A 15,670-nucleotide genomic window follows, 5' to 3' on the forward strand; every position below is an offset into this window, starting at 1 on the left:
ATCCAAAAAACTTTTTTACAACCTTTAGGTTTTTAATACTTGTTGTTTATAAAACCTAAAAAGTCTCTTATGAAGAAATTGCTGCCATTGCTGCTTCTTGTTGCTACCGTTTTATTTTCGCAAGCACAGGAAAAACTCTCCTACTTTTTACCCAATGATGTTTCGTACAATGAAAAGATTCCGACACCGGAAGATTTTTTTCATCAGCAAATGGGAGAATGGCACCTTTCGCACGACCAGCTTCTTTCATACGTAAAAGAAATTGCCCGGCTTTCCGACCGCGCCATCGTTTATGAATATGCGCGCTCGTACGAAAACAGGCCGCTGGTTCACCTGGTGTTTACATCGAAAGAGAACCAGCAAAATCTTGATCAGCTAAAAGAACGGCACTATCAATATTCCGAGCCGGGCAGCCAACTTGACCAAGAAGATGTTCCGCTGGTGGTGAGCCTTACCTATGCGGTACACGGCAACGAGTCGAGCGGTGGAAATGCCTCGGTACTTACCGCCTACTACCTGGCTGCGGCAGAAGGAGAGAAGATAGATCAGCTTCTAAAAAATACAATCGTGATTGTGGATCCATGTTTGAATCCTGATGGATTTACCCGGCACAGTACCTGGGCCAATATGCATCAGAGCAGCGTGGCCAACGGCGATTCTTATTCCCGGCAATTTGATGAAGCGTGGCCCGGCGGGCGTTCCAACCACTACTGGTTCGACCTGAACCGCGACTACCTGCTGCTGGTTCATCCCGAAAGCCGCGGAAGGGTGGAGAAATTCCACGAGTGGAAGCCCAATATTGTGACCGATCATCATGAAATGGGAGCGAACTCTACTTTCTTTTTTCAACCCGGAGTTCCGAGCCGCAACAATCCGCTTACCCCGGAAAGAAACTACGAACTGACCCACCAGATTGCACAATACCACGCCCGGTACCTGGATAAAACCGGGGTTCCTTATTTTTCGGAAGAACAGTTCGACGACTATTATTTTGGCAAAGGATCGTCGTATCCCGACATCAACGGAAGCATCGGTATTTTGTTTGAACAGGCCGGATTCAGAGGGAGAGTGCGCGAAACATCCAACGGAATCAGAAAACTCGCCTACGGCATTCGCAACCAGTTCACGGTTTCTCTATCAACACTCGACACAGCCATGAATTTGCACGATGAGTTGCTCGACATGCAAAAGGATTTTTACAACGACGCCATCAAACTGGGGAAACAAAGCAAAACCAAGGCTTACATTTTTGGTAGCGAAACCGACAAGGTGAAAACCCAGCTGTTTGTCGATCTGTTGAACCGTCATCAGATTAAGGTTTATGCCAATACCAAAGACGCCACGATCGATGGAAAAGAATTCAAAGCCGGAAGCAGCTTTGTTGTTCCTGCCGAGCAAAAGCAATACCGCTTGCTAACCTCCATTTTTGAGGAAGTACACGATTTCAGCGACACCACTTTTTACGATGTTTCGACCTGGACATTCGCACACGCCTACGACCTGCGAAGTGCATCGTTAAGTAGTCTGGCAGGTGTCAGCCTATCAAATGATCCTGTGAAAGCTCAGCAACGCGAAGGAAAAATAATCGGCAGCACTCAGCCCGTGGCCTATGTCTTCCGGTGGAACGAATACTCCGCCCCAAAGGCATTGTACCAATTACAGGCGGCAGGATTAATGACCCAAGTAGCCACCGGCGAATTTATGTTTCGGGTTAACCCGCAGGATGAACAGTTTGAAAACGGCACCATCCTGGTTTCGGTGTATGACCAGCCAAAATCACCCGATCAAATAAAAAGCCTGGTGGCATCGGTGGCTCAAAACTCTGGGATCGACTTTTATGCCCTTCCCTCCGGATTATCGCCGCAGGGCATTGATCTGGGGAGCAACAGTTTTGAAAAATTATCGCGGCCACAAATTTTGCTTTTTGTGGGCGGCAGCACCAGCAGTTTGGATGCAGGCGAAATCTGGCACCTGTTTGACCAGCGTTTTGAAATACCGGTTACGCTGACCGAAACCGGAAACCTGGGCAGAATGGACCTGATTCGTTACAATACCATTATCCTGGCAGGCAATTTCAGAGAATGGACCGAAGCCGATGCTGCCAAGATAAAAGACTGGATTTCGGACGGAGGCACACTGATCGCCTGTGAAAATGCCAGCGAGTGGGCTTCGCGCATGAAACTCGGAGCAGCAACATTCAAAAAACAGGCAGAGCCGGATAAAACCAGGTACCTGAAATACAACGAACGCGGCAAAGAACGAAACCTGAATTACATCAGCGGCGCTATTTTTCAGGCACAGATGGACCTCAGCCATCCTTTGTGCTACGGCTACACCGAAAACAAGCTGCCGGTTTTTAAATCGACTACCCTGGTGGCCAATTCACTTGAAAGAAAATATGCTGAACCCGTTCAGTTTACATCGTCTCCTTATTTGAGTGGTTGGGTTTCGAAAGAAAACATTGAGCGCATTGCCAATGCCCCGGTGGTTTCGGTTCAGCCCATTGGAAAAGGCCGGTTGATCAGTTACTACGACAATATGAATTTCAGAGGAACCTGGCTTGGAACGACCAAGCTTTTTACCAATTCGGTATTTTTTGGGAATATTATCCGCTAATCATTTCAGGCTTTAAAAAGCTTCACTACTTTTGAATGTGCTGCTATTGCTGCAATCTTTCATTCTGAACAATACAACTGAAATGCAATTCCGGAAATCGATCATACTGCTGTTTATCCTGCTTGCTTTTTTATCTAAGCAAACGTTGTCCAACACTCCAACGGATCAAAAGAATGATCCCGATCGTCCGAAAATTGCCCTGGTTTTGAGCGGTGGCGGGGCCAAAGGTTTCTCCCACATTGGCATATTGAAAATGCTCGAAAAAGAGGGAATTCCGATTGATATTATTGTGGGTACCAGCATGGGCAACCTGATCGGGGGATTTTATTCGATCGGGTATACTGCCGGGGAGATTGAAGCCATTGTAAAAAAGCTCGACTGGGAAGAAGTTCTTTCGGACAATGTACAGCGGGAATACCTGTCGTATAACGATAAAATGCTCAAACAGCGCTATTTGCTGTCGCTTCCCTTTTCCGATGTAAAATCCATCGGCTTGCCGCAGGGCATTATTAAGGGACAGAATGTGCTGAATATTTTTTGCGGGCTGGCGGGCAACCTTCCGCCCCACACCGATTTTCGTCAGTTCCCGATTTCGTTTGCCAGCGTGGCCGGCGACATGGAAACAGGCGATGCAGTGGTTATGAAAGACGGCTTCTTCCCCACTGCCTTGTTTGCCAGCATGGCGATCCCCGGAGTTTTCCAGCCCGTAAAACGTAACGGATTGCTGCTGGTGGATGGAGGTCTTATCAATAATTTCCCAGCGGATGTGGCCAAAGAAATGGGCGCCGACATTGTTATCGGTGTTGACATTCGAAGCGATTACCTCCCCCAGGAAAAGCTGAAATCGATGGATGAAATTTTTGGACAGATCGTTGGATTTATGGACAAGGAAAAAAATGCAGCCAACAGCAGTTTGTGCGACATCCTTATTCGCCCTGATATTTCCGGGTATTCAACGGGTAGTTTTTCGCGCGAAGCTGCCGATACCCTGATCATCCGGGGAGAAAAAGCCGCCCTGCGCCATATGAGTGAAATCAGGGAAATAAAAGATAAATACAAGCTCCAGCCTCCTGTTTATTCCCGCGAATACGTAGTATCCGGCAAATGGCAAATAACAGATGTCCGGATTCACGGTGATTATCATTTCGACAAAACTTTTCTGAAATCGCTGCTCAACCTCGAAATTCCCGGAAAATATTCAGCGGAAGAAATCAAAGACGCGATCGACAGGCTTTACGGCCACGGAGGTTTTGAATTGGCTTATTATTACCTAACCGACAACACCACAGGCAAAACGCTGAATTTAAATGTAGTGCCGCAAAAAGAATATGCCCAGCGCGTAGGGTTTAAAGCCAATACGGTGGATGCAGCGGCTTTGCTGCTTAACTTCACCAAAAGGAACTACGAAAAAACATTTTCATTTCTTTCGGCAAGTGCCGAGATTTCAGCCAATCCGGGTGTTACTTTTACAGCAGAAGCCAACCGGCTGAATTTTCCGACTCTGGGTTTTGAGCTGAATGCCAAATACCAGAACTATCATATTTTTGACAGCGGCGATAAGCTTTACAACGCCGATTTGTTTTTTAGCTCGCTAAAGACCTATATCAATAAAAGTTTCCCACGTAATCTGAACATAGGAATTGGAGGGCAACTCGAATATTTTAACGGCGACATTTTTTCGCAAAACACAACGACTATCAGCGAATTAAAAACTGAAATGGTACTGGGGAATCTCTATTCCCAGGTTGCTTTCGACAACCTGGACAATTTCTATTTTCCCAACCACGGAACCCGGCTGGAGCTGGAGTTTTCCTTGTATTCCGATTTCAAAAACAACGGCAATATAACCTCAGCCCTGCTTTTTAATATGAACAAAGTAATTCCGCTTTCACCCAGAACGGTTTTACTTTTCAACCTTCACAGCCGTACGCTTTTCGATCCTGACTTCCCGTTGGTAAAAACAACCTTTGTCGGAGGCGAGCCTTACTCGCAGTATTTCAACTATCACATGCCCTTTGTTGGCCTGTCGCCGGTAACCATTTCGGGCCGTGTTACCAACATCGGCTTCCTTGGCTTGCGTTTGCAGGTATCAAAACTCCAGTACCTTACCTTCCAGTACAATTTAATGGTACAAGGCAACGACTGGCGCGAGCCCGACGATTTTTCCACCGTTGGCGGAGCGGGTGTTAAGTACTCGGTCAACACAATTATTGGCCCGCTTGATGTTGGAATGGGATATTCAGAAAAAAACAAAAAACCTACGTTTACCGGAAGTCTCGGCTTTTGGTTTTAACAGGCTGAAAACAGGGGCTGCAAACACGGTCTTCTATCCAATTGTATTCCAGTGCATTATTTCGTAACTTATATCGTTAAACCATAATTTTAACTGATATGAGAAGACTTTTTTTTATTGCCGGAATTGCACTTTTTGTGCTTGGTTGCACTGCACCCGATCCTGAACAGGAGAAAGCAAAAGTTGAAACCGCGATCCAGGAATTCTACGCGGCCGCCCAGAAATTTGATTACGAAGCGATCCCGACTTTTTGCACCTCTGACTTTACAGCTTTTGAAGACGGCATGTTTTTCAACAACATCAACGAATTTATGGATGTTTTCAAATCGCTGGAAGGAGCTACCATTGACATGAAATTGAATTTTGTAAAAACAGAGGTGTCCGGCAATATGGCCACTTCGGTGGTTGAATTCGACGCCCACTTTATAAAAGATCCGGCGAAGATTCATTTTACAACCTATGAAAACTATGTCCTGGAAAAAGAAAACGGCAAGTGGTTACTGAATTATTTCCACAGTTCTCATCTGCCCAATCCGGAGGACACGGATTTTGCCACTGTTCATCTGCTAAAAATAACTGAAGACCTGAGCATCGAAAAACTTCAGGAGAACATCGAAAAACTGAATGCAGCCATTTCCTCGCTCGGATACTGGAATTGCGGTTATACCCTGTTCAATGTTGAGAAAAACAGCAACGACACCTACAACTATTTCATCAAAGGCAACTGGAACAACGCGGAAAGCTATAAAATAATCCACGACAGCGAAGCTTTTAAAAGCGTGGCCGGCACCATGCCCGAAGTGGTGAAAGACTACTTTAAAGACCAGGTTTATGCGAAAGTGGAGAAGATGAAGTAAACATCGAAGCTTACTTGAGTTATCATTAAGTCCGTTTCTCCTCCTGGTGAGGAGGAGTACTCAGTCGAAGCTTGCGGAGAATGAGGGAGGTGGTAGTTTAATCATCTGCGTTGGAAGAAGAAAATTGTACCACCCCACCAGCGAATTGACGGTTGCTTTTAATAGGCAAACGTGGTGTCGCTGTCACCCCCCTTTTAGGAGGGGAAATTATGGTTAAATGCTTCTTTGCAAAGAAAGGGATTGAGGAAGGTTCAAAAGAATCGTAATTCTCATTGTGGTACCATTTCGGATATACAGAAAAACAAATGTCCGTCCATCAAAAACACTGATGAACGGACATTCATTTTATTGGTGTATTTTCTGAAAATCTTTCCTTCTACTTATTCCGTAATAAGCGGGGCAATTATTTCGGCCCATTTCAGGTAGCCATTCGCGGTTAAATGAAGGCCGTCATTGGTGAAATCCGGGTTTAAATAATCCGTTCCGGCCTCGGTAAAAGAATCAAAAAGATTTACAAAATGAACCTTGTTGGCGGCACACCATTCTTTCAGTTTTTTATTGATTTCCAGAACCTCAGGCGTTTTGCCAATATGCTTCGAAAATTTGCTGAACGCGGGATTCACCGGCAAAATACTTTGCACGAACACCTGCGTTTCCGGAGATGCTCCTTGTATGTCCTTGGCTATTTTGCAAATGTTCATGTAAACCGTGTCGGCCGCAATATTGCGCGCTAAATCATTGATGCCGATCAGAAGAAATACTTTTGCGGGCTTCGAACGGGTTACTTCTTCCAAACGGCACAAAACGCCCTCGGTAATATCCCCACTGATTCCGCGGTTTTTTACATTCGGATTCTGAAACAGCTCACTCCATTCACAACCATCCGTGATACTGTTCCCCAGCATAACGATTTCGTTGGGCGTATCGGGCAGGCTTTCAAAAAGCGTATACCGCTGATTGTAGTAGGTACCAAAATTATTGGTTTGCGCCGTCAATTGAAAAACACTAAAAACGGCCACCAGCAAAGAAAAGAAGGTTTTATTCATCGTTTGATATTGTTTAAAATTTCGATTTAAAGTTAATCCTTCCCATCGATAATTTTTCAATAAAATATACTGAATGCAGTATCCTCTTTAATCGTTCTCTTTGTTGGCAGTGGTTGGCTTAAGTGTCAGCAACTGGAGCAAAACTGCTGCAGCCACCGGAATGGCAAGCATGGCCATATCTCTGCCCAAATGACCAGAATCGGTAGATTTCCCCAACAGTTCGGTAACAAAAGCACCGGCAAAAACACCTGTCAAATTCATTAAACCATAACCCGCTGCCCGGTGCCGCGGTGATACAAACTGGCAAAGGATGGGCATGTTGTTGGCATCGAACATTCCGAAACCAATGCCAAACAAAACTCCCCCGCCGAGAATGCCAATAAGTCCGTGACCGAATCCAAGCAACAGCAGTGACGGGATAAGCAAACTTAAGCCGATGGCTCCGGTGTAAATTCGTCCGCGCAGGTTTTTCATGATCCAGCGGTCGGCCAGAATACCACCAAAAATCACCCCAACAAACGAAGACGCGGCAATGGTAATGGTGGCCAACGGACCTGCTTTTGACATGTCCATCCCCAGGCTTTCGGAAAAAAGTGTGGGTAACCAGTTTTTGGTAGCCCACCCAGGAAAACTGGGTGCAGCAAAATAAAAAAGGATCACCCAAAAACTCATGGTTCCCAACAGCATTCCCAGACTTTTGGTTACGGATGAAAAGCCGCTAATTTTTACTATTTTATTTTCAGGTGCGGGCTGTGAAGACGGTGCAAAGCGATCTTTTTTCTCGCGCAAAAAGAAGACCAGTACAAGGCTGTAGGCAATTCCGATCAAACCAAACGAATGAAACGCCGTTTGCCACGAAAACTGATGCGCCACTGTAGCTCCAAACCCACCGATTGCCTGCCCGAAATACAAACCGGTCATGTGAATTCCCACAGCCAGCGAACGGGTACCTTCTTTGTGGTAGTCGGCAATTAAGGACAGTGCTGCGGGAATGTACAGTGCCTCACTAACCCCCATTACGGCCCGCAACACATACAACACCTGAAAATTATTTGAATAGCCCATCGACAGTGTAACAGCCGACCAAACAGCCAGGCTGCCAACAATCAGCCACTTGCGGTTGATCCGGTCGGCAATCAGTCCGGCTACCGGGCTCATAAAACCATATATCCACAGAAACACTGCCATTAAACGGCCAAAATTCTCTGCGGTTTCCAACTCTTTTATATCGATCATCATCGACACTTTCATGGTCGACAACATCTGCCTGTCCATATAATTCAACAGGGCTACCACCCATAAAAGTCCGACTACAATCCAGGGATATATTGATTTTACTTTGCTTTGGTTCATTTTTGTTCGATTTGATTCTATTTACAGTTTATCCGTTGCTGTTGATTTTCTCCAGTGTTTTCCATACCTGGAACATACCGCGCGGAACGTGGAAACAGCCCTTCCACTTACCGCCTTTCAGGTTAAGCAGTACTTCGCCCTGGCGATTGAGGTAACCGTACCATTCGCCAAACTCAGCATCGGCAAAATGCGCCCAGGAGTAGTCGTGTACTTTTTCAAACCAGCTTAAACATTCCTCGTTGCCGGTAAGCGCGTATCCTTTTATCAGCGTAATTAATGTTTCGATGTGCACCCACCAAAGTTTCTGGTCCCATTCAAGCTGTTGCGGCGGATTTCCCTTTATATCGAGGAAATAGAAAATACCACCATATTTTTCATCCCAACCATATTTCAGCGTTCGCAAGGCAATATCTACTGCTTTTTGTGCCAGCTCGGGCCTTTTCAACCGTTCCGACAAGTCCATGATAAACCACATGGCTTCGATGGCATGCCCCGGGTTTAACAGGCGCCCTTCAAAAGAGTCGGAAAAACTTCCGTCGGGATTTACATTTTCCAGGATCAGTCCCGAATCAGGCTGGAAGAAGACCTCCATCACTTCGTGCAATACTTTTTCAACTGTACTCTCAACCAATTCGGGAGCCAGCAGGTGTTCGATTTCCAGCGACAGGTTACACAGAATCATGGGCAGCGAAAAACCCTTTAACGGGCGGGTTCCTGACACCAACTTGTTGTAAGCTCCTTTGGGATTATCACTTCGCTTCAGGATATTCTGAAACGTATCTTTTGCAATAGCGGCAAACTCGTCACTTCCGGAGGCTTTGCTCAACTGCCCGAAAGCCATTGTAGCAAAACAATCAGAAAAAATGTTGTAAGGCTGCACCAGAGGTTGTCCTTCACGTGTGAGCGAAAAATACCAATTCAGATGCCCGTCGTGCCCGTACTTTTGAAGAAACAATGCACCGTCGAGAGCCATCTGTAACCACTCCGGTTTCTGTTCCACTTCGTTGTACAACTTTGAAAACATCCACACCTGGCGGGCTTGCAGCCAAATAAACTTATCGGTATCAAACACCTTTCCTTCCCGGTCTAAACAGGTGAAATAACCCCCAAATTCCCTGTCCGGCGAATTGGTTTCCCAAAAAGGAATGACTTTGTTTAAAAGCTCATTTTTATATTGTTCCGAAAGCGTATTAATGTCCATCTTCTGATTCATTTATTTATGAAAATATACTTACTCCAAATTGTCGCCGGACAAATCAGCAACGTTCACTTTTGGAGTGCGCACGCCCGGTCGGATTTCTCCGTTGGGAATGTATATCCTGTTGTTGAATTTTACCGCCAGCGTGGTTACCTGGGCCGGAAAAGAAAGTTCTCCCTCCTCCTTACATTCTCCTGTAAGCGTATTGTACCAAAACACCTGCCGGCTAAATCCTGGATGTCCTTTCAAATGTTTTATTTTCTGCTTGTTGATAGTTTCTTTCTCCTCCGGAGTTTCAGCGGCAGTTGCGGCGTTGATATACTCCTCGGTTTTATTGTAAAGCTGACCGTTGTCGCCACCAAACAGCAGGATGAGATTTTTACCAACTGCAACGCCAGTTCCGGCGGCAAGTGTTACTAGTTCTTTTTGAGCATTGCTTATTTCACCTGCTAACTCCCACGATTTTTTTGAAGGTGAATATTTCAACACCGAACTAAAAAAGGTGCTTAGCTCACCATTTCTGTTCCGTCCTCCCAACACATAAATACATTCCTCGTTTCCGTCCCACTGACTTACCACTACCGCATTGGATACGGGCTGTGGTAAATCAGGAAGTTTTGCCCATTCGGGCATGTCTTTCGAAACATCGGCGCTATAAAACGAAGACAAATAACCTTCCGCTCCTAAGCCTCCTGCCACATAAACCACCGGGCCGATGGCAGCCGCACCACAATTTGAAACAGCTACCGGGAAATCGGTCAGTGTACTTATTTGCATCTCGCCTTTGTCGAACTTCAACTTCAATACACCGGGAATCGTCCCGTTCAGGTTTTCGCCACCAATGCAAATAAGCTCGTCGTTTACCGACACACAGGCTGAATAGGCTAATGGAACCGGAAGTTTTTCACTGGCCACATGCCACGTTGTCTCCTTTCCGTTCAGGTTGAAAAAGAAAATATCGTTGTAATACGTTTTGGTTCCTCCCTGCCAGGGCAAAGAATCCGGAAAGTTGGAACCTCCGGCCACTATCAGCATTTCTGAAGATACGCCGGCCAAAGCACCTGCAAGCCCTTTTTGTTCCGTTTGCCCGCTGGCCGGCGGTATATCCGGTAAACTTCCCCAATTGATTTTCATTGCTGTATTTTTTTCACCGGAGGAGCACTGAAGAACAACTCCCCCAAAAAGGATGACTGCAAAAACTTTTGCTTTTCGCCTAAAGCGTACTGAAAAGTTCCTGAATTTGTAAGCCCTGAACATCTTTTTCAAACTTTTGGTATGCTTCATTGCTCATATTTTTAACGGGTAAACGAAACTCCCCACATTCAAAACCAATGTACCGCATGTAGGCTTTTCCGGTGGCAATTCCGCCGTATTTTCCCAACAAACGAATCATGTCGATTGATTGCTGCTGCAACTTGCGGGCTTTCTCCAGGTCTCCGTTATCAAACGCCTCAATCAGCTGGTAATACAGTGGCGCTGCATAGTTAAACGTGCTTCCAACTCCTCCACGCGCTCCCAGCACCAATGCCGATAACAGGTTCTCGTCGCGGCCCCAAAGCATGTCGTATTTTCCATCAGCAAAGTGGATACAACTCAGAAAATCCATAAAATCTTCGTGTGTGTATTTGATACCTGCCAGGTTCGGAATCATGCCGGAAGCTTCCTGTAAGAAATCGTACATGGAAACAAAGCATCCCGAGAGCACCGGAATGTGATAAAAATAGAAAGGCACAGCAGGAACAGCCTCTGCAACTTTGGCACAAAATTCAGCCAACTGGGCACCCGAACCGGGCTTGAAATAATAAGGCGCCAGCATGGCAATGGCATCGACCCCGCATTCTTCCGAATGCTTCGCATTTTCAATGCATTCTTTGTAGGAAGTGCCGCCAATCAGGTTAATAATTTTAAGTTCCTTTTTCTCAGAAGCCGCTTTTACCCACGCTTCTGTAATTTGCATTTTTTCCTTTTGCGAAAGAGAAACTCCCTCTCCGGTTGAGCCATTTACAAAAGCACCAACCACTTTATTCTTTTCCAGCAATCTTACGTAATCCGGAATTTTTTCAAAAACCACTTCTCCCCTGCTATCCATCGGGGTAAAAGGTGCTGCGATAAGGCCGTTAATTTTATTCATTTCGTCAATTTTTTTAATCGTCATTTATCTTCTTTCGAAATACTTTCTATAACTATTTTCTATAACCTAACATAAATCAAGCTAAAGCGGACAGGCCACCTGAAAGGTAGATGCCGGCCATCCGTTTTCGTTTACCAGGTTCCCTCTGGAAAACGGTTTCCAGCCATACCTGACTTGTTTTATTACAGATTCTCCACAATTGATACTAATTTGATTTCCCTTTATTTCTCCAGTTACGGGCTTAAACAAACCATCCTCTTCGGCTACTTCCAGTTCCCGAAGAGGAGCTCCATCCGAGGTTTTTAGTTGTATTGCGTGCGAAAAAGAAAGAACTACTTTTCCGTTGTCTTGCGCCACCGAAATGACTTCGGGCCCGCCATCCGGAACATCTTTCACCCCGTAATTGCGTGATAAGGCCAGATGGGCAAAACGCTCGCCAATTTCAATTTTATGCTTCGGATGCACATCCAGCGAATCACCCAAATCACTTGTTACCACCATAGCCGTATGGGGGATACTGAGTGACAATTCCCGCTGAGTTTCCCGGAACCAGGGCCACGAAGGCCGGTCGATACTTGACAACTGGGCAAAATAAAAGGGCATGTCAGCCTGATTAAAAGCCGATCGCCACGATTTTACCAAAGCCGAAAAAGCATGCTGGTAATGTTCTGCATTATGAGCATTCGATTCTCCCTGGTACCAAAGCACACCGGCTACCGGGATTCCGACCACCGACTTCACGCCCGCCTCATAAATATAGGCAGGTTCGAAAGGATGACGCTGCAGCTTGTTTTCCGCCAATTCCAGGTTGGTAGCAGCACGCTGCCGGCACCAGTCCATGATAAAATCGTTTTGCTTCCAGTTGTACAACACATCCACCATGTACGGATCAAACTCCAGTGTTTTGCGATCGATAAACGCTTCTGTCGGGGCTCCCCCAACACTTATTTGAATCAGTCCAACCGGAACATTCAGCGTTTCATTCAGTTTTCTTCCAAAAGAATAACCAATGGCTGAAAAAGTAGCCGCATCGTCGGGATTACTCTGCTGCCATTCACCATCAAAAAAGTGAAGTTGATTGATTTTCACCAATGTCGTTGAATCCCATTTTGCATTATCGGGGCGCACAATGCCCTTTAAATTGTACAGGCGAAGATTTGGAAAGTCAGCAGCATTGTCAATCATCGTTGAAGCATCCACGGCTTGTTGCAACTGAAATTCCATGTTCGACTGCCCGGCGCAAATCCAGACTTCGCCCACCAAAATATCGTCGAGTGAAATTGATTCGTTGCTATCGCTATTTACTTCCAACTTGTAAGGTCCTCCGGCAGTCACCGGATCAAAATTAACCTTCCATTCGCCGTTGTCATTGGCGGTACATGACCGTGTTTGCTGGCCGAAAGTCAACCTTAGTTTTGTTCCTCTATTTGCTTTTCCCCACACCGGGATCGGCTCGTTTTGTTGCAACACCATGTGATTTCTAAAAACCGGGGCCAGACTTAATCCGCCAAAGTCGCCGGTAATGTTTTCGTAAACCGTTTGCGCAATAATGCCGGCTCCTTCCACATTCGGATGAAGGGCATCGGCAAACAAATCGGGACGGCTACAGAGAGCCTCGTGTAAATCAATCAGTCCGGTTTGGCTGTTTTGCGCCACTTGCTCAATGGCATCCTGAATTTCCCAAAACCAGTCGCGCGTACCGGACTTGAAACGCGGGTGAGCGTTAAATATCGGGCTCATTTTGCAGATATAAATTTGCGGAATGTTGGTCTTGTCTTTTCGGAATGACTCGATCAACTTCCTATAATCCGCTACAAATTCATCCCTGTAATTGGGCCAGTTGCGTGGGTCCGTATCGTTTAAGCCAAGGTGAATTACAACAATATCAGCATCAAATTTCAGGGCCGCGACATATTCCGGCATCTCGACGTACGGACGGTGTCCTTTGCTTAAAAGCGTGGCTCCGCTGTGCCCGAAGTTTTGAACATCGTAAGCGTCTCCCAATAAATTCTGCAATTGCGACGGATAAGAATCGCTTTCCGGATCACTCAACCCGTATCCGCGGGTTACCGAGTTACCCACACAAGCTACCTTAATTTTCTTTTGAACATTTTCGCTTAATGAAATAGCCCTGGCATTCTGTAACGCTCCAAGAGAGAGCATCAGCCAGCCAACCAAAAGAGTTATCCTACGCACTTTCATTTTAAAATGTTATTTTATCTCGGCTGAAAACTTCAGGTCTTCAACCTCTCTGATTGTCCCATTATCTTCCAGAACCGGCACAAAAGTGAACATGCGTTTCCATGTATCTTTTTTTACCGGAATTTTGAGCAGCACTTTGTTCCAGCCTTTTTTCAGGTGAATGGAATGCGGTTTTCTGAAAAAGTAATTTTCATCGGTGAATGGGATTTCTTCCGTATTACTTGCCAAACCGGGCAGATTCCATTTGGGTGCGGCCAACAGTTCTCCGTTCAGCCAGACTTTCGGATGCGTATTGTGCCATTCTCCGTTTTGCGGAAATGGTCCGCCACGTCTTCCTCCCGAGCGCGACCAGTCATGAAACCCAATCCAAGCCCCCATCGTTTGTTCTTTTGGCGACCAGATTTGCGTGTACGCATAATAGGTTCCCTCTTCTTTGGAAAAATAAGACGGGTAACCGAAGAAGTGATTCATGTGAATCGTGCCCCCATAAAAAGGTCCTTGCCAGGTATAATTTACCGTATCAATCTGATAAGCCTCTTGCAATTCATCTTCCACTGAAAACCTAGCATTAACATCGCCACCATTTGCAATCGGTCCTAAAACCTTCCACTCAATATTCATTTGTTTTACGTATGGGAAAGGCTTTCCCGCAAAATATTTATCGCGGTGTTCTATCATCCGGTCTTCAAAAGCGCTGAATTCGTTAAACAGTTCGCTTCCTTTTTCCGGCAGTTTAGCAAGGTAGTTTTCGCCTATATCTCTTTTCTGCCCGGTCCACGAGGTTTCGCTGTAGGTGAGGATTCCCGGGTAAACGGGATTCTGTTTTAAAATGTCGTATTCGTCGTTCACGTTGTTGTCGTTCCAGCAGCACAAAATCCCCCCCAGACGCATTGAGTCATCATGGGCGGCGCCGTTAATACGCTCAAAATATAGCTGAGCCATACCGGCCAGCGGATCAAGATGATTAAGGTAATTTAAGCGGCAGTCGATGTAGCGGTGCCCCGGTTTTGGATGCCCGCCTGAGGACCAAAGTTGCGTAATGGAAACTGAATCGCCCTCAATATGTTGTCCAGGACGCCAAACAATTAATTCGCGGCCGTGGTGTTGGGTTACCCGTTCAAGCAATGCCGGTAACAGCGTAGGTGACGGTTTTTCGTAGCTGTGCCAAACTTCATCCGTTCCCAAATGAATATAGGGCATTACTTCTGCCGGAGAAAGGCTACACAATTCATCAAGCAGATCGATCAATACCGGTTGCACGCGGGGATCACTCATGGTTTCAAATCCCATGGCCTTGCGGAAGGCCGCACTGTGCCCGGGTATGTCGAACTCGGGAATCAGCGTAATTTTCCGCTCCCGGCAATATTTCACAAGTTCTTTAAAATCTTCCTGAGAGTAGTATTTGCCCTTTTGCCGGCTCATACTTTCCGCCGAATTCAATTGCGGATATATTTTGCTTTCGAGACGCCACCCCGGATTTTCGGTTACATGAAAGTGAAATACGTTCAGCTTATACGCGGCCAAAACATCGATTTGCTCTTTTAGCATTTCCATGCTCTGGAAATTCCGGCCCACATCCTGCATAAAACCTCGAATACGAAAAGCAGGCCAATCAACGATGGTACAACCTTTCAGGTAGCGCTTCCCGCTTTTTTCGTAAGCCAGCTGTTTTATGGTTTGCTGCCCGCGAAAAAGTCCCGTTTCGGTTGTTGCTTCCAGAATTACAGAATCGGCCGAAACTTTTAAGCGATAAGCTTCATCACAGTTAAGCTGAGCATCCGGAATATTTGAAACGATGCGCTGTACAAAACAGTTGCTGCTGTCTGCCATATCAAAAAGCTGCGTGCTCCACTCCAGCTGTTGTGGCATAGGTATTAAAGCCGGCGTCAGGTCTTTTTCTAAATTGCACGAAAAGAGCCCTCCAACAATCAGCAGCGCTGTCAGTAATCGGTAATGCAGTAGGTTTGTATTCAA

Annotated in this window: 10 protein-coding genes; 3 read left to right on the top strand and 7 right to left on the bottom strand. The window is 45.9% G+C overall.

What is annotated here, in order from left to right; all coding sequences use genetic code 11:
- Nucleotides 1-69 precede the first annotated feature (69 nt).
- The 3 genes from INQ51_RS02020 to INQ51_RS02030 all read left to right on the top strand — a co-directional run bounded on the left by INQ51_RS02020 (nt 70) and on the right by INQ51_RS02030 (nt 5,766).
- The gene (locus INQ51_RS02020; RefSeq protein WP_233376233.1) at nt 70-2,616 is read left to right on the top strand and encodes a M14 family zinc carboxypeptidase; all 2,547 of its coding nucleotides are present in this window, start codon (nt 70-72) and stop codon (nt 2,614-2,616) included.
- 82 nt (nt 2,617-2,698) lie between these two features.
- Nucleotides 2,699-4,909 carry a patatin-like phospholipase family protein gene (locus INQ51_RS02025; RefSeq protein WP_233376234.1) on the top strand — a complete coding sequence of 737 codons (2,211 nt, stop codon included), beginning with the start codon at nt 2,699-2,701 and terminating at the stop codon, nt 4,907-4,909.
- Nucleotides 4,910-5,007: 98 nt separating this feature from the next.
- On the top strand, nt 5,008-5,766 hold the full coding sequence (locus INQ51_RS02030) for a YybH family protein (protein WP_233376235.1): 759 nt from the start codon (nt 5,008-5,010) through the stop codon (nt 5,764-5,766).
- A 380-nt stretch (nt 5,767-6,146) separates the two neighbouring features.
- On the opposite strand, the gene INQ51_RS02035 is transcribed toward INQ51_RS02030, so the two are convergent.
- From INQ51_RS02035 to INQ51_RS02065, 7 genes are all read right to left on the bottom strand, one after another.
- Entirely contained in the window at nt 6,147-6,812 is a 666-nt protein-coding gene (locus INQ51_RS02035; protein WP_233376236.1) for a GDSL-type esterase/lipase family protein, read from the bottom strand.
- An 87-nt stretch (nt 6,813-6,899) separates the two neighbouring features.
- The gene (locus tag INQ51_RS02040) at nt 6,900-8,165 is read right to left on the bottom strand and encodes an MFS transporter (protein WP_233376237.1); all 1,266 of its coding nucleotides are present in this window, start codon (nt 8,163-8,165) and stop codon (nt 6,900-6,902) included.
- Nucleotides 8,166-8,193: 28 nt separating this feature from the next.
- Complete coding sequence (locus INQ51_RS02045; protein ID WP_233376238.1) at nt 8,194-9,378, bottom strand: AGE family epimerase/isomerase; 1,185 nt, start codon at nt 9,376-9,378, stop codon at nt 8,194-8,196.
- An 18-nt stretch (nt 9,379-9,396) separates the two neighbouring features.
- A complete protein-coding gene (locus INQ51_RS02050) occupies nt 9,397-10,497 on the bottom strand; it encodes a hypothetical protein (RefSeq protein WP_233376239.1) in 1,101 nt (366 codons plus the stop codon).
- 79 nt (nt 10,498-10,576) lie between these two features.
- A complete protein-coding gene (locus tag INQ51_RS02055) occupies nt 10,577-11,494 on the bottom strand; it encodes a dihydrodipicolinate synthase family protein (protein WP_233376240.1) in 918 nt (305 codons plus the stop codon).
- A gap of 81 nt (nt 11,495-11,575) precedes the next feature.
- Nucleotides 11,576-13,696: a GDSL-type esterase/lipase family protein gene (locus tag INQ51_RS02060; RefSeq protein ID WP_233376241.1), complete on the bottom strand. Its 2,121-nt coding sequence runs from the start codon at nt 13,694-13,696 to the stop codon at nt 11,576-11,578.
- Nucleotides 13,697-13,705: 9 nt separating this feature from the next.
- Nucleotides 13,706-15,670 (bottom strand): family 20 glycosylhydrolase, encoded by a 1,965-nt coding sequence (locus INQ51_RS02065; RefSeq protein WP_233376242.1) that lies wholly within the window; start codon nt 15,668-15,670, stop codon nt 13,706-13,708.

It is taken from the genome of Maribellus sp. CM-23, assembly GCF_021354595.1.
Lineage (GTDB): Bacteria > Bacteroidota > Bacteroidia > Bacteroidales > Prolixibacteraceae > Draconibacterium.